Genomic DNA, 21,918 nt, shown 5'->3' on the forward strand with positions numbered 1-21,918 from the left:
GTTGTCGTTCGATCGTTGCGCGCGCGGCTGGCGAGCCGCGGCGCAATGTGTTGCGGATCAGGCTTTTTTCAGGCCTTTTTCAGGCCTTTTTCATGAAGGCGGCGACGATCAGCGAAATCGCGCAGCCGGCACAGAGATACGCGGCCACGAGGTGCCACGAGCCACCGGCAAAGCTGACGAGCGCCACCGCGATGAACGGCGTGAAGCCGCCGCCCACCACGCTCGCGAACTGGTAGCCCACGCCCGCGCCGCTGTAGCGGTACTCGGCGCCGAACAGTTCGGTGAAGAGCGGCTGCTGGACGCTTACCACCATGTCGTGCGCCATGTTGGCGAGCAGCACGGCGAAGACGGTGATCCAGACCACCGAGCGCGCCTCCATGGCCAGAAAGAACGGCACGGCGCACGCAAGGCCGATCAGCGCGCCGATCATGTAGATGCGGCGCAGGCCGAAGCGGTCGGCCAGCCACGCAAAGCACGGAATCGTTACGCAGCTCACGGCGCCCACGAGCAGGCTCACATTGAGGAAGAACTCGCGCGGCATGCCGAGGTTCGTCGTGGAGTAGCTGAGGGCGAACGCCGTCACGATGTACATGGAGAACAGCTCGGCCAGACGCAGCGCAACGATCAGCAAAAACGCCTTCGGATGCCGGGTCAGCGCCTCGATCACGGGCATGCGCAGCTTGCGGTGACCCTTCTCGACCTTTTCCACGAACTCGTGCGACTCCGCCATGCTGGAGCGCACCCACAGACCGATCAGCACGAGCACCACGCTAAACACGAACGGCAGGCGCCAGCCCCACGACTTGAACGCGGCGTTGTCGAGCAGATGACTGAGCAGCGAGACGAGCCCCGTGGCCAGCACGAGCCCCACGCCATAGCCCACCTGCACGCCGCTGCTGTAGAACGCCTTCTTCTTCGCGGGCGCGGATTCCACGGCCATCAGCGCAGCCCCGCCCCACTCGCCGCCCACCGCGAAGCCCTGAATGGCGCGCAGCGTCACGAGCAACACGGGCGCCCACCAGCCGATGCTCGCGAAGGTGGGCAAGAAGCCGATCAACATGGTGGAGAGGCCCATCATCATGACCGTGAGCACGAGCATGCGCTTGCGGCCGAGGCGGTCGCCGAAGTGGCCGAATACGATGCCGCCGAGCGGCCGGAACAGGAAGCCGACGCCGAACGTCGCGAATGCGGCGAGCGTGCCCATCGTGGGGCTCACGTTCGGAAAGAAGGCGCTGTTGAACACGAGCGCCGCGACGATGCCGTACAACAGGAAGTCGTACCAGTCCACCACCGCGCCGACGAAGCTGCCGAGCGCCGCCCGCCGGGCTTCGCTGCGCGTGTTGTCCCCGTACGCGAGGCGCGATGAATCGACGGCTGAATGCATGATGTGTCTCCTGAACTTTCTATCTGGATATGTCTTCGGCGCGGCGGCGAGCGTTGCGCGGATCGCCGCCGCCATGCGCGCCACGGTGATATCGTCCGTGGCTTGCAGGATAGTGGCGGCAGCCGCACGAGAGCAATCGGGCCCGAAATGTCGACGTTCGATAATCGCACGCTCGCGTGCAATAGTCGAACGCTCCTCGGGTTAGCACCAGGCGCCGTCGCGCGTCGAAAAGGCAACGGCGCTCTGCTTGCGCCGCCCGTGTCCTGTCGGGATGCATCGGTCAACGAAAGGTAAGTGCAAAAGTCATGGAAAAAACCACCTCGCTTTCAGACGCCGCGCAAGGCCGGCTGATCTCCCACGGGCCCGGCGAAGAAGCAAGCTTTGAGGCCGTGCTGGAATCGGCCAGGTCGCGATTACGTGCGGCCCCGGCGCTGCCCGGCGTCACGCTCGACCAGCAGTTGGCGCTGCTCGACGAACTCTCCCGCTTCGAACTGGGCCGCTTTCTGTTGGTGAACCGCGGGCTCAACGCGTGGTGGACCCATCAACTCGTGACCTACGACCCCTCGGCGGCGCTCGCGAATTCCCTCACCGATCTGGAGCGACGCGTGTTCGAAGCATTGCCGGCCACGCTCGCCACGCGTCAGCGTTTCGGCATCTTTCGCGAGCAGTTGCAAAGGCGGCTCGCGCCCGGCATGGCGCTGGCATCGGTGCCGTGCGGGCTGATGGGCGAACTGTTGCTGCTCGACTACGCGGGGCTCGAGGACGTCACGCTGACGGGCATCGATCTCGATCAACAGGCACTCGATGCCGCGCGCAAACTCGCCGAAACGCGCGGGCTGAGCGAGCGCGTAACGCTGCGCCGCGAAGACGCCTGGTCGCTGTCGCTCGAAAACGCCGTGGACGTGCTGACCAGCAACGGCCTGAACATCTACGAGCCGGACGACGTGCGCGTCGTCGCGCTGTACCGCTCGTTTTTCAAGGCGCTCAAGCCGGGCGGCACGCTCATTACGAGTTTCCTCACGCCTGCGCCCACGATGTCGGCCGACTCGCCCTGGGATATGGCGAAGACGCAGCCCGCCCTGCTCCAGCTGCAATATCTGCTGTTCGTGCGCGTGATCGATGCGAAGTGGAGTGCGTATCGCACGCATGCCCAGACGGCGCAGCAACTCGAAGAAGCGGGCTTCACGGAAGTCGAATTCATCGACGACGATGCACGGATGTTCCCCACCGTCATCGCGCGAAAACCGGCTTGAAACAAGGCACGAAACGCCAGGACTGCGATGGCGCGAAGGAGTGTGAGCGCCGCCGCCGAGCGGGAAAAACGGCAAGGTTAACACCGCTCGCGGAAAGTTAACAGCGGTACGTGCACGGTATATCGCCGATGCACACTTTGCGTGTGCCGTGAGCAACATTGTCCTGGTGTTTGTGCGCGCTTCCTGGCAAGCTATCTCTCTACGTTGGCTCGCGGTCCGAACACCGCGAAGACCATGAACAATGGAGAGTCCTATGGCAATGAGCTCGCATTCACGGGAAGCAAGCGCGGCGGAGCGATTCGTTTGGGCGACGCGCAAGGTCGATATGGCGTTTCGCGCGACGCGTGCCGAGCCGTCCGCAACGGACAGCGCGCAGCGCGATCACTCGCGCGCCGTGCTGGAACTCGAACAGGCGTTGGACGAACTGGCCGCCGCGCAGGCGCTGTTCGACGCCACCGTGCGCAAGAGTTCGGCACGCCGCTCGTAGCAGGCTGCGCACGCGGCCCGCGCAATCCGCAGTCAGCGCTGAGGCGGCTGCGGATTGTTGGCCGGATTCGTATCGAACTTCGCCACGCGCTCGATACCGCTACCCTCATTCACGAGTGCCAGTAGCTCACGCTCCAGCGCGTCGGCCACATCCTTCCCGTACACCTCGTTGCCCTTCACGTACACCGTGAACGACTTCAGGTATTTCGCCTGTTTCGCGGGGTTTTCGATCGTGTCTTTCGTCCACTGATAAAGCGGATATCTTTCGACGCCTTCTTTCTCGGCCTCGCTGACATAGCCGGCAAAGGCGTCGTACTGACACACCAACTGCGCGCCATGCCGTTGCAGCACCTCATGCAACGGCGCATACGCGTGCCCGGAGGGATCGCTGCGCAGCCCGGGCGCCAGCGCCTCCGACGCCGTGAGTCTGAGCTGGAACTGCCACGCGTTGTCCATGTTCGCCTCTCTTCGATGGATTCGTGCACGCGGGTGCCCCGGCTCGGCCCGCGCTCAAGTGGACTTCAGGTGGAAAGCGGAACGCGCTCGGGCTCGTCGGCCTCGAACCAGTCGGGGTTGCGCGCCGCGATGGGCCCGAGCGAGACGAGTATTTCACGCAGATGCGCGCGCATTGCTTCCTCCGCGGCGCCGGCATCGTGAGTGCGCAACGCCGCCAGAATCTTTGCGTGCTGACGGATCAGCAAATCGAGCGGCGACACCTCGGGCAAGCTGAGGTAGCGCACGCGGTCCATCTGCGCCTTGATGTCCTGAATGGTGTCCCAGGCGGCAGTGCAGTCGATGGACTGCGCGATGGAGCGGTGGAATGCTTCGTCGAGTGTGAGGAACGCTGCCGTGTCGTTGGCGCGCGCCGCGACTTTCTGTTCGCGGATATTGTCGGCCAGGTCCTGCAACTGGGTGTCGCTGATCGATGCAGCGGCCTTGCGCACCACTGCCGTTTCGATCGCTTCGCGGATGAACCGCCCTTCGCGAACCTGGCGCGGCGAAATGCGCTTCACGAAGGTGCCACGCTGCGGCAACACCTGAAGCACGCCTGCTTCCACCAGTTTGATGAACGCTTCACGTACGGGCTGCCGCGAAACATGGAACATCTCGGAGACTTCCTTCTCCGAGAGTGGCGTGCCGGGCGTCATGTGTCCCACGAAAATGGCCTCACGCAGCGCACGAAAAATCTGCTTGCCGATGGGTTCGTGCGAATCGTGCTGCACTTGATCGGTGAGGTCGGGCAGTGCGACGCGTGCCGCAGCCGTGCTTGCGGCACGCCCCGCGCGCGTGACACGCGACGCGCGTGGCGCCGCAGCGCGCGGAGCGACAGCCGGGTCAACACGCGCAGTGGCGGAGGTGCGGTTCGAAGCGGATTTCATCTCGGTTGAGCGAAGCGGATGGGCAGAGCACAGTCCAGTAAAACGCGGCAAGGCCCAGCAAAGCGCGAACGGTGCGGACTGGCTCGAACCGCGCCATCCTACCACGCGCGTTTCACGCTCAAAGCCCGTGCACGAGGCTCGCGAATCCAGATAGCGGAGCAGATCGATCCGAGTACGGCCACACCGCCTGCCAGCACGAAGGCGCTGCCGTACGCACCATGCGTGGCTTCCACGATGAAGCCGGTAATCGCGGGGCCGATCACGCCGGCGAGGTTGGCGAGCAGGTGCACGAAACCGCCTGCACCACCCACGTGTTCGCGCGGCACCGTGTCCTGAATCACGGCCCAGTACACGGAGCCGGTGACGTACAGGAAGAAGATGGCAAGCGACATCAACGTCACCGCGCCGCTCACGCTTGCCACACGGCCCGCAAGTGCGACGCACACGGCCGTGGCGCCAAGACAGACGGCCAGCACGATGCGGCGAGACAGCAGCGCCTTGCCGGTCATGCGCAAAATGCCGTCCGACACGAAACCGCCTAGTGCGAGCCCGATGCTGCCGAGCAGCCAAGGAATGACTGTGGCAAAGCTCATGTCGCGCAGGCTCAGATGATGTGCCTCGGTCAAGTAAGTGGGGAACCACGAGAGAAAGAAGAACAGCACGTAGTTGTACGAGAAGAACGCGAACGCCGTGGCGAGCACGAGCGGCTTGCGCAGGTAGTAGCCGAGCGGCGCGGCAGCGCCCTCCGGCGCGAGCGTGGCGGCTTCTTGCCCGGCCCGTCCGGCCTCGATCAGCGCGAGTTCCTCGCCGGAAATGCGCGGATGGTCGTGTGGACGCTCGGTCGTCGTCGTGACCCACAGCACGAGCCATGCGAGACCCAGCAGCATGATGCCGACGAATGCCCAACGCCAGCCGAACTGCACCGCGAGATAGCCGACCACGGGCCCCGCCAACGCGCCGCCCAGCGGCGTACCTGAGCTGATCACGCCGATGGCGCTCGCCACTTCGCGGCGCGGAAACCAGTTGTTGACCATCTTGCTGTTCGTGGAGCTGAACGGCCCTTCGCCCATGCCGAACAGCACGCGCAGCACGATGAGCGAAACGATTCCTGTGGCAAGCGCCGTGGCTCCGCAGAAGATCGACCACACGCCCATCGCGACACCGAATACGAGCTTCGCACCCAACCGGTCAGACAGCACGCCGCCCACGAAGTTGAACAATGCATAGCCGATGAAAAAGCTGCTGAAGACGATGCCGAGCTGCGCGTGCGAGAAGTGCAGGTCCTGCTGGATCAGCGGCGCCGCGATGGAAAGCGCCGCGCGATCGAGATAATTGATGATGCCCGCGAGAAAAAACAGGGCGACGACGAACCAGCGCTGACTCCTGATCATGAAGTGTCTCCTGATATTCGCCTCTTGACGGGCGTCTGGTGAAAAACATGGGACCACAGATGCGGCCAGGTCCGGCGGTCGTCAATCGAAACTCAAATGCACCTTCATCGACTGCGAACGGTCATGGGCAATCTCGAATGCCCGATTCGCTTCGGCAAGCGAAAACGAATGCGTCATCAAAGGGCTCAGGTCGATGCGGCCCGATGCGATTTCATCGGTTGCAACGGCGTATTCGTTGGCAAAACGAAACGAGCCCATGTAGCGAATCTCTTTCGACATCACGAGGTTGGCCGCCACCGGCGATTGCCCTGCCGGCAGATTGCCCACCTGCATCACCGTGCCGCCCGCACGCACCGAACGCAGCGCGGTATCAAGCCCGGCAGGGCTACCCGAGGCTTCGATCACGACGTCGAACGTGCCGCGCTGCGCTGACCAGCGGGCGATCTGGTCGGCATCGGCGGCGTTCACGGTTTCGTCTGCGCCGACCGAACGAGCGACTTGCAGCGCCTTGCCGGAAAGATCCACCGCCACCACGCGATGCGCCCCTGCACGCCGCGCCACGGCGAGCAACAGGCATCCGACAGGCCCGCAGCCGACGAGCAGCACGCGTGCGCCCACGAGCGAGCCGGCCTGCTTCACCGCATGCAACGCGACGGCAAGCGGCTCGGCCATCGATGCCTGCGCGAAGCCGAGGCTTTCCGGCACCGGCACGCACTGCGTTGCGCCTACCACGATGAACTGCCGGAACATGCCCTGGCTGTGCGGAAACGTGGACGCGCTACCCATGAAGCGCATGTCGAGGCAATGGTTCGGCATGCCCATGCGACAGAAGCGGCACGTGCCGCACGCGAGCCCAGGATTCACGGCCACGCGCTGCCCTCGCACGAGGCCGGTTACGTCTGCACCCACGCAGTCGATCTCGCCCGCGGCTTCGTGCCCGAGGATGAACGGCTCGCGCACCGCGAAGTCGCCGCTCTTGCCCTTGAAGTAATACGAGAGGTCCGATCCGCAGATGCCGCCCGCGCGTACGCGCACGCGGACCTGGCCCGCGGCGGGTTCGGGCGGATCGAGTTCGTCGATACGAATGCGTTGGGGCTCGTGTAATACCGCAGCCAGCATGGTCAGCTCCTCACCAGTTCCACAGTGTGCCGTCTTCGAGCCGCGCGACGGGCAGCCACGCGGGATCGTAGGGATAACGTGCCGCCAGCGCTTCGTCGATATCGACGCCGTGTCCCGGCGCTTCGCCCGGATGCATCACGCCGCGCTCGAAGCGCCATGCGTGCGGGAAGACATCGAGCGCTGCTTCCGGATAGCCCATGTACTCCTGCACGCCGAAGTTCGGCACCCACAGGTCGAAATGCAGCGCCGCGCCCATGCAGACGGGCGACAGATCAGACGCACCATGACAGCCCGTGCGCACCTGGTAGAGCGACGCGAGATCCGCCACGCGCCGAAGATGCGTGATGCCTCCCGCGTGCGTGAGCGTCGCGCGAATGTAGTCGACCAGTTGCTCTTCGATGAGCTGCTTGCAGTCCCAGATGCTGTTGAACACCTCGCCCACCGCAATGGGCGTTACCGTATGTTCCCGAATCAGACGAAACGCGGCCTGATTTTCGGCGGGCGTCGGGTCTTCGAGCCAGAAGAGCCGGTAGGGTTCGACAGCCTTGCCGAGACGCGCCGCCTCGATGGGTGTCAACCGATGATGGACGTCGTGCAGCAGATGCGTGTCGAAGCCGAAGCGCTCGCGCACCGCCTCGAAGAGCTTCGGCACGAAATCGAGATACTTCTCCGTCGACCAGCTCTGCTCGTCCACCGCGCCCTTTGTCGCCGGCTCGTAGGCGCCCGCGCGCTTCGAGACGCCATATACCGAACCCATGTTCGGGATACCGCACTGAATGCGGATCGCCTTGTAACCGGCCTCGACGTGCTCGGCATAGCGCTCCAGCGCCTCGGGAAGGTCGCGGCCGGTGGCGTGGCCGTACACCATTACGCTGTCGCGCGAGGCACCGCCCAGCAGCCGGTACAGCGGCAGATTCGCGGCCTTGCCGAGAATGTCCCAGAGGGCCATGTCCACGGCGCCGATCGCCGTCATGGTGACGGGCCCACGGCGCCAGTAAGCGCCCTTGTACAGGTACTGCCAGATGTCTTCGATGCGGCCAGGGTCGCGCCCGATCAGCGTCGGGCACACATGGTCCTTGAGATACGAAGCGACCGCGAGTTCGCGGCCATTCAGCGTCGCGTCGCCAATGCCGTACAGGCCTTCGTCCGTCACGATCTTCAGCGTGACGAAGTTGCGGCCGGGGCACGTGACGATCACGTCCGCGCGAACAATCTTCATTCTTCGATCCTTGCAGCGAGGTGAGGAAATGACGCTTTCAGACGCACGGCGACGAGACTTTTGTCTGCTCGCACACGTCGCCTGCTCGCGTCTTTCGATAAGGTTTGGTCATGCTACCATACAAGTATTCTCGTACAAGCCGGGATCGCCCTTTCGTCGCCCCAGGGATAACGCGGACGTTGCGCGGCATTGCGCTTGCGGCTCGTCCAGACCGCGTGGCTTGAGGCACACTCACGTGCGTCGCCCCGGCTTCTTCACTTCATTCACCCATTTTCCGAGCCGTCATGACCCTCGCTCACACATCACGTCTCACGCGGCATGCGTTGCCCTCGCTCGGCCATCATTTGCTTTCGACCGCGTGGCACGAACCGCGCATTGGCATCGTGCACCTCGGCATCGGCAACTTTCATCGCGCGCATCAGGCGCTCTATACGGAAGAGGCGATGACTGCAGCGGGCGGGGAATGGGGTATTTGCGGTGTGACGCTGCAAGGCGACGTGACGAAGCGCGACGCGCTGATGGCACAAGACAGCCTTTATAGCGTGGTGGAACGCGGGCCCGAAGGCGAGCGCATCACGGTCGTGCGTGTGCTGCGCGAGGTGCTCGCCATGCCGCATGACCGGGCTGCGCTTTTTGCGCGCCTCGCCGATCCGCACGTACGCATCGTCTCGCTCACCGTGACCGAGAAGGGTTATTGCCGCGATACGCGCACCGGCAACGTCGACTTCGCTCATCCCGACATCGCGCACGATCTCGCTCGTCCCGACTCGCCGAAGACCGTGCCCGGCATTCTCGTGGCCGCATTGCGCGCGCGCCGCGGCAATCCGTTCACCGTGCTCTCGTGCGACAACCTTGCACACAACGGTGCGGCGCTGCGGCAGGTGGTCGCTTCATTCGCGCACGCACTCGACCCGGCACTCGCCGACTGGATCGCCGCCGAGGTAGCCTTTCCGTCCACGATGGTGGATCGCATCGTGCCGGCGACGACAGACGCCGACCGCGCATCCGCTGCGGCCGCCCACGGATACGGCGATGCTGCGCCCGTGCCCTGCGAGCCGTTTCGTCAGTGGGTGATCGAAGACCGCTTTCCGCTCGGACGTCCCGCATGGGAGTTAGCGGGCGCGCAGCTCGTGGACGACGTGACGCCGTTCGAAATGGCCAAACTGCGCATGCTGAACGGCACGCATTCGACGATGGCCTATCTCTCGATGCTGGCGGGCATCGACACTGTGGACGCCGCGATTGCCGATCCGCAGTTGCACCGTCTGATTCACGCCATGATGACGCTGGACATTGCGCCCACATTGCGTGTACCCGCCTCGTTCGACGTGCTCGCGTATCGCGATGCATTGCTCACACGCTACGCGAACCCTGCGCTCAAACATCGCTGCGCGCAGATCGCAATGGACGGTAGCCAGAAAATTCCGCCGCGCCTCGTCGCGCCGATTGCCGAACGCATCGAGGCAAACCTGCCTTTCGATCGACTCGCACTCGCCGTCGCCGCCTGGATGCGTTTTCTGCGCGGGCGCCGCGACGACAGTACGTCGTACGAGATTCACGACCCGCTGGCCGAACGCTTGCACGGGCTCGCGGTATCGGCAGGAGAGAACAATCGTGCCTTGATGGACGCTCTGCTCGACGTGCGCGAGGTGTTTCCCGCTGCGCTGGCACAGAGCGAGCCGTTAAGACGCGCATTGCTCGACGCACTCACGGCGTTGCACCACGGCACGCGGGAAGCCATCGCGGCCTACGCGTGAGGTGCACGTGCCGGAAACGCCATCAGCCCGGCCGACGCGCAACGAAGTCGATCTCGACCAGCGCGTCGCGCGCAAGACCTGTCACGCCGATGCAGGTCCGCGCCGGCAGTCGGCCCTTGGGAAAATAGCTGGCGTAAGTCGCGTTCATGGTGGCGTAGTCGCGCTTGAACTCGGTAAGGAAGATGCGCGTCGACACCACGTGTTCGAGGCCGAGACCCAGCCCTTCCAGCACGATGACGAGGTTGTCCATGACACGCCGTGTCTGCGCCACAACGCCTTCGGGCAATGGCGCGCTGTCGTCGTCCGGCGAAGTGGGCATCTGGCCGGTGACGAAGATCCAGCCATCGCTTTCCGTGGCATGCGAGAAAGGACCCACGGGCGTCGGCGCGCCCTCCACCATCCAGAACCGCGTCGTTTCTTCCATGTCGCTGTGCTCCATTGCTCGATGCAGGTTTGCGTTACAGCCGCGAGTAAGGCTCCGATAGCGCCTTTGCCGACTTGATCAGGTCATCGAGCATCAGCTCGCGCTTCTTCGGGTCCGTGTCGCGGCTCGTCATGAAGCACAGCGCCGCAACCGCAGTGCCCGCGCGGTCGCGAATCGGTGCGGCCATACAGAGCCGGAATGTATGCGAGAGGCCTTCCGTACAGCAATAACCTTGTGCGTCGGCGTGCTGTACGTCGCGCAGGAAGTCGTCGAACGCAATACGTGTGCTGTTTTCCAGCACGAAGTCTTCGTCGGGAATCAGCGCGCGAATCTCGTTGACGCTCAGGTGGCCCAGCAGCAGGCGGCCCGTCGCGGTCCATGGAATGGGCACTTTCACGCCGATGTCGGAGCTGATGTTGAACGGCCGCGAGCTGCTCTCAGAGAGCATCACCGTGTACTTGTTGCCTTCCAGCGTGCACAGTTGCGCCGTTTCATCGTGCTTGCGCACGAGCGACAAGATGGACTGATGCGCGCGGCTGATCAGGTCGTTGTGCGCGGCGTAGTCCGCCCCGAAGTAATGCATTTCGCGGCCGAAGAACACGCTGCCGTCGCCGCTCAGTTCGAGCCAGCCGGCCTCGGAGAAAATGGCCACGAGTTCGTAGATGCTCGAGCGCGGCGCACCGGTTGCCTCGATCAGCTCGCGCATGGTCATGGGTCGTCGGGCAGTGTGCAGTTGCCTGAAGATGTCGATGATGCGTTCTACGCCTCGTGCCCGCGACGATGCGGGCGTGGAGATTCCTTCGTCTTTCTCGGCCATGTGTGTCGTGTGTCGATTCGATGTTGTCGAGGCGCCTGCCCGCAGCGCCCGGCACGCGCATGTGCGCAGCGCCGTTTCAGTGGTCCAGCACGCGATGCAGAAACTGCCGCGTACGTTCGTTCTGCGGGTTCACGAAAATCTGCTCGGGTGCGCCCTGCTCCGCAATCACGCCCTTGTCCATGAACACCACGCGGTCCGCGGTCTTGCGCGCAAAACCCATTTCATGGGTGACTACGACCATCGTCATGCCGTCGCGCGCGAGGCCGCGCATGACGTCGGTCACTTCGCCCACCAGTTCCGGGTCCAGTGCGGACGTAGCTTCGTCGAAGAACATGATGCCGGGCTCCACCGCGAGCGCGCGCGCAATCGCCACGCGTTGCTGCTGCCCGCCGGAAAGCTGGCTCGGATAGTGCGCCGCGCGATCGGCAAGACCCACGCGGTCCAGCGCTTCCATGCCACGCCGGTTCGCCTCTTCACGGTTCATGCCGCGCGCCTTGATGAGCGCGAGCGTCACGTTGCCGAGCGCCGTCTTGTGCGGAAACAGGTTGAACTGCTGAAACACCATGCCCACGTGCCCGCGAATTTCCTTCGCGCGGCGTGCGTCGTGCAGCGGCACCTCGTTGACCCAGACCTCGCCGGCGTCCGCGGTTTCGAGACCGCTCATGATGCGCAACACGGTGCTCTTGCCGGACCCCGAAGCGCCGATGAGCACCAGCACCTCGCCGGGCCGCACGTCCAGATTCACGTCCTTGAGCACCTGCGTGGCGCCGAACGACTTGCTGACGCCCGTGAGATTGATGACAGGTTTCGATGCAGTCGCGGTGGTCATGACGGCAGTCTCCTTCGATCGTGGCGACGCACCCACTGCGAGAGCGGGAAGCAGACAACGAAATAAAGCACGGCGACGAGGCCGTAGATCTGCACGGGCTGGCCGATGCGATCCACGATGGCCTGCCCACCGTGCATGAGTTCCGACATGCCGATCATGCTGACGATCGACGTGTCCTTGATGAGCGAGAGATATTGGCCCACGAGCGGCGGCAGCACGATCTTGCCGGTCTGGGGCAGCACGACGGAGAAAAACGCCTGCGTCTTCGTGAGCCCGAGAATCTGCGAGACTTCCCACTGCCCTCTGGGCACGGCTTCGATGCCGGAGCGGAACACCTCGGCAATGTACGCACCCTGATAGATGCTCAGGCCCACCACGCCCGCGGCAAACACATCGATTGCATAGCCGAAGTACGACACGCCGAAGTAGATGAACATCAACGTGATGAGTATCGGCGTGCCGCGAAAAAGCTCGACGTAGAGCTTTGCGACGCGGGCCGTGCCCCATGGGCCGAATGCGCGCAGCACGGCCGCTACGAGCCCGATCGCCGTTCCGCCCGCGATTGACGCGGCCGAAAGCGCGAGCGTCATGAGCAGGCCTTGCAGCAGGATAGAGAGGCTGGACATCAACAGATCGGCTGACATGTCGTGTCTCCGTTTAGCCGGCTCGCGTGCGATTCGGCTCGCGCAGCACCGGCAGCACGCGGCGCGTGCGACGTGGTGCGACGAGCGGCGGATGGAACAGATGGGCGCCGATACGCCCCGCAATCCACGAGAGCGCGTTGCTGAGCACGAGATACGCCACCAGCGTCACCGCGAACGTCTGGATGTAGAGCAGCGTGCGCGAGTTGATGACCGTTGCCGTCCCGGTGAGTTCGGGCAATGCGATGGCCGATAACAACGAAGTGCCCAGCAACAGCTGGATCAGGTTATTGACGATCGCGGGATACACGGCGCGCGCGGCTTGCGGCAACACGACTTCCATGAAGATCTGCGTGCGCTCCAGCCCGAGAATGCCGGCGGCCTCGATCTGCCCGCGCGGCACGGACTGAATGCCCGCGCGAAACACCTCGGCCATGTAGGCGCCGACGTTCACACCTAGCGCAATCACGCCCGCCGTGTACGCATCGAGATTCACGCCGAGCGACGGCAGGCCGAAAAATACGATGAAGATCTGCAACAGCACCGGCGTGTTGCGGATCGCCTCGATGTAGCCGCTCGCGGCGAAACGCAGCACACGTGCACGCGAACCGGCCGCAAGCGCGGTCACGAGACCCAACGCCAACGCAAGACAGAAGGCGAGCAGCGTCACCTGCAGCGTGAGCCATGCGGCCCGCACGAACTCGGGCACGTAGCCCCATAGTGTCAGCCATTGGTAACTCATCTCGCCTCCCTCTGCGCGTGCCGCACGCTATGCTCAGAACTGCGGGTTGAGCGGATAGCGCGGATCGACGCCGAACCACTTCTTGTACAGCTGCGCATTGAGCTTCGACGCGTTGACGTTGAAGAGGAACAGGTTCAGGTAATTGAGCCACTGCTGGTCGCCGGCCTTCACGCCGAACGCGTTGTATTCGAGCGGCACCAGTGCTTCGTCCGTCACGGCGAGGTCCGGGTCGAGCTTCGCCTGGTACGCGAGGAAGTTGTTGTCCTCGATCATCGCGTCGGCCTGGCCCTGCTTCACGGCGAGAATGGCCGCCTGCGAGCTGTCGTACTCCTGAATCTTGACGGGGATGTTGAGTGCCCGCACTTCGTCGCCGTTGGTCGACCCCTTCACGGTGGCAATAGTGCGGCCCGACATGTCCTTCACCGACTTGATGCCGCTGCTCTTCTTCACGAGCAACGCCTCGCTTGCCACCACATAAGGCGTGGTGAACGCGATCTCCTTCGCCCGCTCCAGGTTGCGCGTGAAGTTACAGAACACCACGTCCACCTTGTCAGTCTGCAGATTCGGAATGCGGTTCGCGCTGGTCGTGTTCACGATCTCGAGCTTCACGCCCATTTCCTTCGCCAGTTCCCTTGCGAGGTCGACGTCGTAGCCGTCGGGTTGTCCGTCTTTGTTGTAGAAGCCGAACGGCGCGAACGTAAGGCAATCGCCCACGCGCAGCGTGCCGCGCTGCAACACGCCTTGCAACGCGGAGCCGCCGGCCGCGGCCGCGCCTTCGCCGGGACTTGCCACTTTCGTGCAGCCTGCCAGCGCGAGCAGACCCGCTACGACGAACAAACCGGCGAACTTCGCGCTCACTCTGACGTGTTTCATTTTTCGATCCCGATACGGAGTAAAGAATCCCATGCGAATACGCGCAAAAAGACGGGCACAAGCAGGCCGCCGCATGAGGCGCACGATGCGTTCGGCGACGGGATCAAGGTTGGTCGCCGCGCCGTCCGATATACCGGATCGTCGTCCGGCACAGCAGATGGAGCGCAGTGTTTCATGGAAAAAAAACGGCTGCAATGGGGAATACGCGGACCGGTGAGGATGCAGCGAGGGTGCTTCACAGCGGCATGGAGCACGACAGCGAAGCTCGCTTTACCGTGGGCAGAACGCGTGTTTGCCTTGCCCTATATGCATCGATGGCGACATGTGGGGCGGTTCGAGATGCCGTCTGAGATGCGGCGATTGATGTCGCGAAATGCGCGCGCGAAAAGTGTGGCGGGTGAAACGAAAGAAGCCAAAAGACGTCGTTACGCAGCCACCTCGGGCAAACCGAGCATGTCGAGAAAAGCGCGCGCCACAGGCGTTGCGGGTTCGCCCTCTTTGCCCTTGAACACGGCTGCCAGTTCCCAGCACGGCTCGTCGGCCTCGTTGAGTGCTGCCGTGGCAATGGGTGCGCCACGCGTCTCGCGCATTCGCGCAGCGGCCACGGATTCGGGCGCCATCGCAATGGCGAGCCCTTCGGCCGCGAGATCCAGCAGCATGGGAATGTCGTTGACCTCGAAACCGATGTGCCGATGCAGTCCCGCTGCCGCGAAGGCGCGGTCCACGAGCCGGCGCATGCCCCATTCGGGACGCAGGTCTGCGAAGGTCTCTCCGGCCAGATCGGACAGGCTCAATCCATGCGCGCCGGCAAGGCGATGGCGCGCCCCGCACACCACCACCATGCCCTCGCACGCGAACATGCGCAGCCCGAGGTCATCGGGAATCGGCACGGCGGGTTGCGTGAACGCGATGTCCATGCGGCCTTCGCGAACGTCGTCGATCAGCGTGCGTGAGCCGTCGAGCGTGAGCTCGATGTCGATACCGCTGAATGCCGCGCGAAAACGGCCCAGCGATGCGGGCAAATCGATGAAAGGGGCAAGACCGTGAATGGCGCCAATGCTGAGCCGCCCACGCGCAAGCCCATGCACCTGCGTCACGGCGTGGCGCGCCTCGCGCGCGGCAGCGAGCACGCGGCGTGCTTCTTCGAGCAGGACTTCGCCCGCAGCCGTGAGTGCGACACGACGCGTGCTGCGCACGAAGAGCGGACCGCCCAGGTCTTCTTCGAGTGCGCGAATGGAAGCTGAAAGGCCGGACTGCACCACGTTCACGCGCTGTGAGGCACGCGTGAAATGCCGCTCTTCGGCAACGGCAACGAAATGCTCCAGTTGCTTCAGGTCCACGCTGCGCCTCGCAAAGTGAAAGCGGAATGAATGCAGGATTAATCGAAAATCGCGCTTAATTTAAGCACATTTTTCCATTGGAACGATAGGTCGATGTTCTATATCGTCATGGAATTCCTTACGCAATCGGTCGCGCGTCGGCCGCAATCACGGTAACCCCTCAAGCGGAGAAAGTTTCATCATGGAATATCGCCAGTTGGGCCGTTCCGGCCTCAAGGTATCGAGCCTCACACTCGGCACGATGACGATGGGCGGCAAAGGCAAATTCGCGAACGTCGGCACAGTGGGACTCGACGAAGCGCGCCGCCAGATCGACATGTGCCTCGACGCAGGCGTCAATCTGATCGATACGGCAGACGTGTACTCGAACGGCGCGTCTGAAGAGATCGTGGGCGAAGCGCTGGGCGGCAAACGCAAGAGCGGCGTGCTCATCGCCACCAAAGCACGCTTTCCGATGGGCGATGGCCCGAACGATCGCGGCCTCTCGCGCCATCATCTGATCGAGGCCTGCGAGGCAAGCCTGCGGCGCCTCAAGACCGACGTCATCGACCTGTATCAGGTGCACGAATGGGATGGCGTGACGCCGCTCGAAGAAACGCTCGAAGCGCTGGATCTGCTCGTTCGTCAAGGCAAGGTGCGTTACGTGGGTTGCTCGAACTACTCGGGCTGGCATCTGATGAAAGCGCTCGGCGTCAGCGCGCGCGATCGTCTGCCGGCCTTCGTGAGCCAGCAGATTCACTACACGCTCGAAGCGCGCGAAGCGGAATACGAACTCGTGCCCATCTCGCTTGACCAGGGGCTCGGCATTCTCGTGTGGAGTCCGCTGGCGGGCGGCCTGCTGTCGGGCAAACATCGTCGCGACGTCACGCCGGAAGGCACGCGTCAGCTGGCAGGCTGGAAAGAGCCGCCCATTCGCGATCAGGAACGGCTGTGGTCCATTGTCGACGCTCTGGTCGACATTGCGGGCGCGCGCGGCGTTTCGGCGGCACAGGTCGCGCTCGCGTGGCTGCTGGGGCGTCCCGCGGTGGCGTCCGTCATCATCGGTGGACGCAACGAAGCGCAATTGCGCGACAACCTGGGCGCGGCCAATCTCAAGCTCACCGCGGAAGAGCGCGAGCGACTCGACAAGGTCAGCCAGCCCCCGCTGCTCTACCCGTACTGGCACCAGATGCAAACGGCAAGCGATCGCCTGGGCGCCGCAGACCTTTCGCTGATTGCGCCGTACATGAAGTAAACACGCAGGTTAGGTCCGCTGCATGGGCCGGTGCTGTGCTATACCGATAGCGCAGCACCGGCCCTTCCTTTTGTGGCCTGCGCAAACGCGGATATTCGCCGTAGCGCGATATGTCTACGGGTTGCAGCCTTTATTTCATTTCGAAAGCTTCATTAAGCGTGCGGGCGCGCAATCCAGTCTTTTCCTGCGTTTTCCCAATATCTAGAAAAATATCTATAGTATTACCATTCCAGGTAATTGAAATACTGAAACCCCACTATATAGATAGTTCCGTAAAAATAGTCCGACTAGTTAAGGGTATACCGCGATTATTGGACAAAACCGCCTGATATAGCATTTTTTCCACGCCGCAGCCCGCCCCACCACCCACGCATGAGCGACAGGCCGGCGGCCGCCGCAGGAAGTTGTGATGCCCGGTGCCCGCTCTCTTCCGAGCTTGCGCCGCCGTTGACGATACGACACTCAACACGACGGAAACAGGAGACCATCATGGCGCAAAAGCGTGACGACGCGGATCAGGTGAACGACTCCCGGCGCGGACTATTGCAGGGAGCCGCACTGGGAACAGGGCTCGCCACGGCAATGGCATTGCTTGGCGGTGCAATTTCGCCGGCACAGGCGGCCGAAGCCGCGCCATTTCCAGGCCATAAGCGGTGGAAAATCGTATTCGTCAATCACGTGACGACGAATCCTTTCTTTGTGCCAACGCAATATGGCATTCAGGACGCGACTGCGATATTCGGCATGGACTATCAATGGACCGGGTCCGCCAATGCCGACGTCAGCGAAATGGTGAATGCGCTGAATGCGGCCGTTGCAGCAAAAGCCGACGCGATCGCCGTGCCCATTGTCGATCCGAAAGCCTTCGACAAACCCATTCAGAACGCGCTCGACGCCGGCATCCCTGTGTTCGCGTACAACGCGGACGCCCCTTCGGGCACAACAAATCCGCGTCTTGCGTACATCGGTCAGGATCTGTATCTGTCCGGGTATCAGATGGGTGAGCGCATTGCGAGCCTGATCGACAGCGGACTCGTCGCGCTCTTCATCGCTACGCCTGGGCAGCTCAACATCCAGCCGCGTCTCGACGGCGCGATGGCGGCCATCAAGAAGTCGGGCAAGAACATCGATGCGCAAACCATCGCCACGGGCGCGACGGTCAACGAGGAACTCTCGAAGATCAAGTCGTTCTACCTCGGCCACCAGAACCTGAAAGGCATGTTCGCCGTCGACGCGGGCAGCACGCAGGGCGTGGCCGAAGTCATGAAGGAATCGAATCTTCAGTCGAAGGGCGTACACGGCGGCGGCTTCGACCTGCTGCCGCGCACCGTGCAACTGATTCACGAAGGCGTGCTCGACTTCACGATCGACCAGCAACCCTACGTGCAGGGCTTCTATACTGTTCTGGAGGCGTTCGTGTTCCTCGCGTCCGGTGGGCTGGTTGGCCCGGCCAACATCAATACCGGTCTCAAGTTCGTGACGAAGGGCACCGTCGAGCCTTATCTCAATACGTCGACGCGCTATGAAGGCAAGAGCACCAAGGCGCAAATCGTGCCGCGCAGCGGCGGGATCAAGTCGTAATGTCTTCCGTGGCTGACAGACAGACCAGCAGTGCCCGGCCCCAACGGCGGCTGGGCACGATTGCACGTTCGAGCGAGACGCGCATCTTCGTGGTGGCGCTGATTCTCAGTGCCTACTTCGAATTCATGAACCGCGACTTTCTTCTGACGGGCGCGAGCCTGCAGAACCTTTCGCAGTTCATCGCGCCCGCGGCCATCATCGCGTGCGGCGAAATCATGCTGATGATCGGCGGCGAAATCGATCTCTCGGCCGGCATGGTGTTTGCGTTTGCCCCTTTCGTCATGCATTTCGCGAGCGAGGCCGGTGCGCCCGCGTGGGCGGCGGTGCTCGCCGGCGTGCTTGCAGCCGCGGCGGTGGGCTTCGTGAATGGCGCCATGACGGTGTATCTGCGCATTCCATCGTTCGTCACTACGCTTGGCACGCTCTTCTTCGTCAACGGCTTCACATTGACCATTTCGCGCGGCACGCCCGTGACGCCGCCCGAGGGCGAAGCGTTCGCTTCGTTCATGGGTGCGTGGGGCTACAGCGAAATCATCTGGGCCGTGGCGATTGCGCTCGTGATGCACGTCACGCTGCGCTACACGCGCTGGGGCCTGCACACCATTGCGGCGGGCGCCAATCCGCTGGGGGCGAGCGAGGCCGGTATCCAGATCCGCCGGCTCAAGCTCGGCAACTTCATCATTGCCGCGCTGCTGGCGGGCTTTACGGGCATTCTGGAAGGCTTTCGCATCAGTTCGATCGACCCGCAGGCAGGCGGCAACCAGATCATGTTCCTCGCCGTGGCAGCCGCGGTGATTGGCGGCACACCGCTCGCGGGCGGTTCGGGCACGATCATCGGCGGCTTCATCGGCGCGGCGGTGCTCGGCATTCTCAACGACGGCTTCACGCTCATCGGCATCAACGCGTTCACGTTCAACATGATTCTGGGCGCCGCCATTCTGGCCGCGATGATCATCAACATCCACGTCATGCGGCTCGCGCGCAAAGGAGAGCTGTGATGACGGACACCGCTACGACTCCGGTTACGGCGGCGGCAACCGTGGATGCGCTGCGCGGCGAAAACATCGTGAAGCGCTTCGGCGCGGTCACGGCGCTGGACGGCGTGAACATCCGCCTCGGCCAGGGCGAGATTCTCGGCATTCTCGGCGACAACGGCGCGGGCAAGTCCACGCTCATGAAGATCCTCACGGGCTTTCATCCGCAGACGAGCGGCACGCTCTTCGTGCACGGCGAGCAAACGGAGCTGCGTTCGGTGGACCACGCGCGCGCGCTCGGCATTGAATGCGTCTACCAGGATCTCGCGCTCGCGAACTCGCTGAGCATTTATCACAACATGTTCCTGAACCGCGAGATCGTGCATCGCGGCCCGCTGCGTCTGCTCAATAACCGCGCCATGCGCCTGCGCGCGGCCGAGTGCCTGGAAGATATCGGCGTACACGTGCCTTCGGTGGACTTGCCTGTGGAGCAGCTTTCGGGTGGCCAGCGCCAGGCCATTGCCGTGGCACGCGCGGTCAATTCGAACGCGCGCATCCTGCTGCTCGACGAACCGCTCGCCGCCATGGGCGCCCGCGAGGCGGGACTCATCATCGACCTCATCATGCGGCTCAAGAAAAAGGGCAACCTTTCGATCGCGATGATCATGCACAACTACGCGCAAACGCTCGACATTGCCGATCGCATCATGCTGATGCAGCGCGGCCGCGTGACTTACGAACGCGATTGCGCGAGCACGTCGGTGGCGGAGTTGATGGACATCGTGCGCCGCGAATATCGCGAAATGCGGACGGGTACGCGCTGAGCCGTTTGTGATCGGCGCGGGCCGCAGGGCGTCGCGCGCCGTTGCGCTCGTGCACTTCGATAGCGCCTTACATATTCCCTTCACCCATCACTTCAAGATCAGCCCCTTCGCGTCGCGAAGTCCCCGCCCAAAATTTCGCGGCTCGCGTGGAATAATTCTTCGTCCTGTCTGTTATTCCGGTACGCGCGTGACCGATACCGGAACGATTCGATGAACGACGACGACCTGCCAGCCGTGCTGCCCACGCTGCTTCCGCGGCTGTGGCGGTTCGCGCTGCGCCTCACGCAGAACCAGCACGACGCCGAAGACCTGGTGCAGCGTGCGTGCGTTCGCGCCCTCGAACGAAGAAATCAGCTTCAGCCTGGCACGTCGGCACTCAGCTGGCTGTTTTCGATCGTGCATTCGACGTGGCTCAATGAACTGCGCTCGCGCTCCATTCGCAGCCGCGGCAGCATGGACTGGCAGGACGACGAGATCGAGTCGTTCGCCGACCCCTCCGGACACAACCCCGAAGTCGATCTCATGCACCGCCAGGTCATTCGCGCGGTGGAATCGCTGCCGGACGCGCAGCGTGTGGTCATGGTGCTGGTGGCCATCGAAGGACTCAGCTATCGCGAAGCCGCCGAGGTACTGGACGTGCCGATCGGCACCATCATGAGCCGGCTCTCGCGCGCGAGGCTGACGGTCGGACAACAATTCGGGGTACAGGCGCCAGCCTCCACCCGCAAGGGGGAAGCACTATGACGAACGTCGACGATACGTTGCTGATGTTGTACGTGGACGGCGAACTGCCGCCCGAGCAGCGCGCCGAGGTGGAAGCCGCCGTCGCGCATTCGCCCGATCTGTCGGTACGCGTGGCGGCGTTGCGCGCATCGTGCCTGCCGTATCGCGCGGCCTACGAGCGCCAGCATCTGCCGCCCGTGCCGCAGAGCCTCACGCGCCGCATCGACGAGCTCGTGAGCGTCAGCACGCCGCCGCAACGCGCAACACGGCCGGCTCGCCGCACGCAGATGCCGTGGCTCGCCGCGGCGTTCGTCGCGGGCGCGATCTGCTCCGGTGTGTTGACCGCGTATTTCGCGAGCGGAAATGCGCTGCACGCGGGCGTTGATCCGTGGGTGCGTAGCGTGGCCGACTATCAGGTGCTCTACGGTCGCGAAACGGTAGCAAGCCTCAAGGAAGACCACACCGCTACCGAGCAGATTCTCACGGACCTGAGCCAGCGCCAGGGCATGCCGATTCGTGTGCCCGACCTGCGCGAGGCAGGACTCAAGTTCAAGCGTGTGCAGGTGCTCTACTACCACAACCGTCCGCTGATTCAGATGGTGTATCTGCCTGAACGCGGCGACCCGGTCGCGCTCTGCGTTATTGAAGATACGCACGGCGACGCCCCGCTTCGCACGCAGCAAGTAGGCGAAATGAAGACCGTGACGTGGCGTGCCAACAAGCTCGCTTATGTGCTGCTCGCGCGCAACGACAGCGTCGATCTGAACGAAATGGCGCAGCGGATCGTCAACGGAAAAACGGGCGATCTGTATGGGAATGCGACGGAGAACACGCCGCGCGGAAACTCGATGACGTAAGCGTGTGTGGTCTGGATGCACGAGGTCGGCAGGGCCGTCGTCGCTCATGCTGAGCGTAGCAAGGGTGTGTG

At 63.4% G+C, this 21,918-nt stretch carries 22 protein-coding genes; 9 read left to right on the forward strand and 13 right to left on the reverse strand.

The annotated features are described in order from the left end of the window. Positions 1–79 precede the first annotated feature (79 nt). Positions 80–1,384 carry a shikimate transporter gene (gene shiA, locus PKKP23_RS08205; protein WP_126876517.1) on the reverse strand — a complete coding sequence of 435 codons (1,305 nt, stop codon included), beginning with the start codon at positions 1,382–1,384 and terminating at the stop codon, positions 80–82. A 305-nt stretch (positions 1,385–1,689) separates the two neighbouring features. Here shiA and PKKP23_RS08210 point away from each other — a divergent pair, with 305 nt between their 5' ends. Both PKKP23_RS08210 and PKKP23_RS08215 read left to right on the forward strand, forming a co-directional pair. Beyond that, positions 1,690–2,637 (forward strand): SAM-dependent methyltransferase, encoded by a 948-nt coding sequence (locus PKKP23_RS08210; RefSeq protein ID WP_126876518.1) that lies wholly within the window; start codon positions 1,690–1,692, stop codon positions 2,635–2,637. A gap of 259 nt (positions 2,638–2,896) precedes the next feature. Beyond that, the gene (locus tag PKKP23_RS08215) at positions 2,897–3,124 is read left to right on the forward strand and encodes a hypothetical protein (protein ID WP_338120139.1); all 228 of its coding nucleotides are present in this window, start codon (positions 2,897–2,899) and stop codon (positions 3,122–3,124) included. A 32-nt stretch (positions 3,125–3,156) separates the two neighbouring features. Here the strand turns inward: PKKP23_RS08215 and PKKP23_RS08220 are convergent, their stop codons facing one another. From PKKP23_RS08220 to manD, 5 genes are all read right to left on the reverse strand, one after another. Continuing rightward, a complete protein-coding gene (locus tag PKKP23_RS08220; protein ID WP_126876520.1) occupies positions 3,157–3,579 on the reverse strand; it encodes a hypothetical protein in 423 nt (140 codons plus the stop codon). Between the two features lie 65 nt (positions 3,580–3,644). Then, the gene (locus PKKP23_RS08225) at positions 3,645–4,502 is read right to left on the reverse strand and encodes a GntR family transcriptional regulator (RefSeq protein ID WP_126876521.1); all 858 of its coding nucleotides are present in this window, start codon (positions 4,500–4,502) and stop codon (positions 3,645–3,647) included. A 98-nt stretch (positions 4,503–4,600) separates the two neighbouring features. Continuing rightward, the gene (locus tag PKKP23_RS08230) at positions 4,601–5,893 is read right to left on the reverse strand and encodes an MFS transporter (RefSeq protein ID WP_126876522.1); all 1,293 of its coding nucleotides are present in this window, start codon (positions 5,891–5,893) and stop codon (positions 4,601–4,603) included. A gap of 81 nt (positions 5,894–5,974) precedes the next feature. Continuing rightward, the gene (locus PKKP23_RS08235) at positions 5,975–7,012 is read right to left on the reverse strand and encodes an L-idonate 5-dehydrogenase (protein WP_126876523.1); all 1,038 of its coding nucleotides are present in this window, start codon (positions 7,010–7,012) and stop codon (positions 5,975–5,977) included. 10 nt (positions 7,013–7,022) lie between these two features. Next, positions 7,023–8,231 carry a D-mannonate dehydratase ManD gene (gene manD, locus PKKP23_RS08240; RefSeq protein ID WP_126876524.1) on the reverse strand — a complete coding sequence of 403 codons (1,209 nt, stop codon included), beginning with the start codon at positions 8,229–8,231 and terminating at the stop codon, positions 7,023–7,025. Positions 8,232–8,515: 284 nt separating this feature from the next. On the opposite strand from manD, the gene PKKP23_RS08245 reads away from it, so the two are divergent. Beyond that, positions 8,516–9,988, forward strand: a complete 1,473-nt coding sequence (locus tag PKKP23_RS08245) for a mannitol dehydrogenase family protein (RefSeq protein WP_126876525.1) — start codon at positions 8,516–8,518, stop codon at positions 9,986–9,988. 22 nt (positions 9,989–10,010) lie between these two features. Here the strand turns inward: PKKP23_RS08245 and PKKP23_RS08250 are convergent, their stop codons facing one another. From PKKP23_RS08250 to PKKP23_RS08280, 7 genes are all read right to left on the reverse strand, one after another. Further along, complete coding sequence (locus PKKP23_RS08250) at positions 10,011–10,412, reverse strand: RidA family protein (RefSeq protein ID WP_126876526.1); 402 nt, start codon at positions 10,410–10,412, stop codon at positions 10,011–10,013. Positions 10,413–10,446: 34 nt separating this feature from the next. Continuing rightward, the gene (locus tag PKKP23_RS08255) at positions 10,447–11,229 is read right to left on the reverse strand and encodes an IclR family transcriptional regulator (protein ID WP_420835886.1); all 783 of its coding nucleotides are present in this window, start codon (positions 11,227–11,229) and stop codon (positions 10,447–10,449) included. 76 nt (positions 11,230–11,305) lie between these two features. Next, positions 11,306–12,058 (reverse strand): amino acid ABC transporter ATP-binding protein, encoded by a 753-nt coding sequence (locus PKKP23_RS08260; protein ID WP_017777343.1) that lies wholly within the window; start codon positions 12,056–12,058, stop codon positions 11,306–11,308. Next, complete coding sequence (locus PKKP23_RS08265) at positions 12,055–12,702, reverse strand: amino acid ABC transporter permease (RefSeq protein ID WP_126876527.1); 648 nt, start codon at positions 12,700–12,702, stop codon at positions 12,055–12,057. The genes PKKP23_RS08260 and PKKP23_RS08265 overlap by 4 nt, the downstream gene beginning before the upstream one ends. A 13-nt stretch (positions 12,703–12,715) precedes the next feature. Continuing rightward, the gene (locus PKKP23_RS08270; protein ID WP_126876528.1) at positions 12,716–13,441 is read right to left on the reverse strand and encodes an amino acid ABC transporter permease; all 726 of its coding nucleotides are present in this window, start codon (positions 13,439–13,441) and stop codon (positions 12,716–12,718) included. A gap of 33 nt (positions 13,442–13,474) precedes the next feature. Continuing rightward, entirely contained in the window at positions 13,475–14,314 is an 840-nt protein-coding gene (locus tag PKKP23_RS08275; RefSeq protein WP_126876529.1) for an ABC transporter substrate-binding protein, read from the reverse strand. A 425-nt stretch (positions 14,315–14,739) separates the two neighbouring features. Beyond that, on the reverse strand, positions 14,740–15,654 hold the full coding sequence (locus tag PKKP23_RS08280; protein ID WP_017777339.1) for a LysR family transcriptional regulator: 915 nt from the start codon (positions 15,652–15,654) through the stop codon (positions 14,740–14,742). 181 nt (positions 15,655–15,835) lie between these two features. On the opposite strand from PKKP23_RS08280, the gene PKKP23_RS08285 reads away from it, so the two are divergent. The 6 genes from PKKP23_RS08285 to PKKP23_RS08310 all read left to right on the forward strand — a co-directional run bounded on the left by PKKP23_RS08285 (position 15,836) and on the right by PKKP23_RS08310 (position 21,847). After that, positions 15,836–16,888, forward strand: coding sequence for an aldo/keto reductase (locus PKKP23_RS08285; RefSeq protein WP_126876530.1), 1,053 nt, complete (start codon positions 15,836–15,838; stop codon positions 16,886–16,888). Positions 16,889–17,377: 489 nt separating this feature from the next. Further along, positions 17,378–18,469 (forward strand): sugar ABC transporter substrate-binding protein, encoded by a 1,092-nt coding sequence (locus PKKP23_RS08290; protein ID WP_126876531.1) that lies wholly within the window; start codon positions 17,378–17,380, stop codon positions 18,467–18,469. Beyond that, complete coding sequence (locus tag PKKP23_RS08295; RefSeq protein ID WP_126876532.1) at positions 18,469–19,467, forward strand: ABC transporter permease; 999 nt, start codon at positions 18,469–18,471, stop codon at positions 19,465–19,467. The genes PKKP23_RS08290 and PKKP23_RS08295 overlap by 1 nt, the downstream gene beginning before the upstream one ends. After that, positions 19,467–20,267, forward strand: coding sequence for an ATP-binding cassette domain-containing protein (locus PKKP23_RS08300; RefSeq protein ID WP_126876533.1), 801 nt, complete (start codon positions 19,467–19,469; stop codon positions 20,265–20,267). Before PKKP23_RS08295 ends, PKKP23_RS08300 begins: the two co-directional genes overlap by 1 nt. Positions 20,268–20,477: 210 nt before the next feature. After that, complete coding sequence (locus PKKP23_RS08305) at positions 20,478–21,011, forward strand: RNA polymerase sigma factor (RefSeq protein WP_017777334.1); 534 nt, start codon at positions 20,478–20,480, stop codon at positions 21,009–21,011. Further along, positions 21,008–21,847 carry an anti-sigma factor family protein gene (locus PKKP23_RS08310; protein ID WP_017777333.1) on the forward strand — a complete coding sequence of 280 codons (840 nt, stop codon included), beginning with the start codon at positions 21,008–21,010 and terminating at the stop codon, positions 21,845–21,847. The genes PKKP23_RS08305 and PKKP23_RS08310 overlap by 4 nt, the downstream gene beginning before the upstream one ends. Positions 21,848–21,918: the final 71 nt, after the last annotated feature.

Origin of the sequence: Paraburkholderia kururiensis JCM 10599 = LMG 19447, from assembly GCF_003986935.1 — a bacterium.
GTDB classification, from domain to species: domain Bacteria; phylum Pseudomonadota; class Gammaproteobacteria; order Burkholderiales; family Burkholderiaceae; genus Paraburkholderia; species Paraburkholderia kururiensis.

Bases quoted from the DNA above. Each gene is read 5' to 3' on its own strand.
- manD (WP_126876524.1), bottom strand. From the start codon at position 8,231: ATGAAGATTGTTCGCGCGGACGTGATCGTCACGTGCCCCGGCCGCAAC.
- PKKP23_RS08300 (WP_126876533.1), top strand. From the start codon at position 19,467: ATGACGGACACCGCTACGACTCCGGTTACGGCGGCGGCAACCGTGGAT.
- PKKP23_RS08275 (WP_126876529.1), bottom strand. From the start codon at position 14,314: ATGAAACACGTCAGAGTGAGCGCGAAGTTCGCCGGTTTGTTCGTCGTA.
- shiA (WP_126876517.1), bottom strand. From the start codon at position 1,384: ATGCATTCAGCCGTCGATTCATCGCGCCTCGCGTACGGGGACAACACG.
- PKKP23_RS08210 (WP_126876518.1), top strand. From the start codon at position 1,690: ATGGAAAAAACCACCTCGCTTTCAGACGCCGCGCAAGGCCGGCTGATC.
- PKKP23_RS08260 (WP_017777343.1), bottom strand. From the start codon at position 12,058: ATGACCACCGCGACTGCATCGAAACCTGTCATCAATCTCACGGGCGTC.
- PKKP23_RS08310 (WP_017777333.1), top strand. From the start codon at position 21,008: ATGACGAACGTCGACGATACGTTGCTGATGTTGTACGTGGACGGCGAA.
- PKKP23_RS08295 (WP_126876532.1), top strand. From the start codon at position 18,469: ATGTCTTCCGTGGCTGACAGACAGACCAGCAGTGCCCGGCCCCAACGG.
- PKKP23_RS08215 (WP_338120139.1), top strand. From the start codon at position 2,897: ATGAGCTCGCATTCACGGGAAGCAAGCGCGGCGGAGCGATTCGTTTGG.
- PKKP23_RS08265 (WP_126876527.1), bottom strand. From the start codon at position 12,702: ATGTCAGCCGATCTGTTGATGTCCAGCCTCTCTATCCTGCTGCAAGGC.
- PKKP23_RS08285 (WP_126876530.1), top strand. From the start codon at position 15,836: ATGGAATATCGCCAGTTGGGCCGTTCCGGCCTCAAGGTATCGAGCCTC.
- PKKP23_RS08270 (WP_126876528.1), bottom strand. From the start codon at position 13,441: ATGAGTTACCAATGGCTGACACTATGGGGCTACGTGCCCGAGTTCGTG.
- PKKP23_RS08255 (WP_420835886.1), bottom strand. From the start codon at position 11,229: ATGGCCGAGAAAGACGAAGGAATCTCCACGCCCGCATCGTCGCGGGCA.
- PKKP23_RS08250 (WP_126876526.1), bottom strand. From the start codon at position 10,412: ATGGAAGAAACGACGCGGTTCTGGATGGTGGAGGGCGCGCCGACGCCC.
- PKKP23_RS08305 (WP_017777334.1), top strand. From the start codon at position 20,478: ATGAACGACGACGACCTGCCAGCCGTGCTGCCCACGCTGCTTCCGCGG.
- PKKP23_RS08220 (WP_126876520.1), bottom strand. From the start codon at position 3,579: ATGGACAACGCGTGGCAGTTCCAGCTCAGACTCACGGCGTCGGAGGCG.
- PKKP23_RS08225 (WP_126876521.1), bottom strand. From the start codon at position 4,502: ATGAAATCCGCTTCGAACCGCACCTCCGCCACTGCGCGTGTTGACCCG.
- PKKP23_RS08290 (WP_126876531.1), top strand. From the start codon at position 17,378: ATGGCGCAAAAGCGTGACGACGCGGATCAGGTGAACGACTCCCGGCGC.
- PKKP23_RS08245 (WP_126876525.1), top strand. From the start codon at position 8,516: ATGACCCTCGCTCACACATCACGTCTCACGCGGCATGCGTTGCCCTCG.
- PKKP23_RS08235 (WP_126876523.1), bottom strand. From the start codon at position 7,012: ATGCTGGCTGCGGTATTACACGAGCCCCAACGCATTCGTATCGACGAA.
- PKKP23_RS08230 (WP_126876522.1), bottom strand. From the start codon at position 5,893: ATGATCAGGAGTCAGCGCTGGTTCGTCGTCGCCCTGTTTTTTCTCGCG.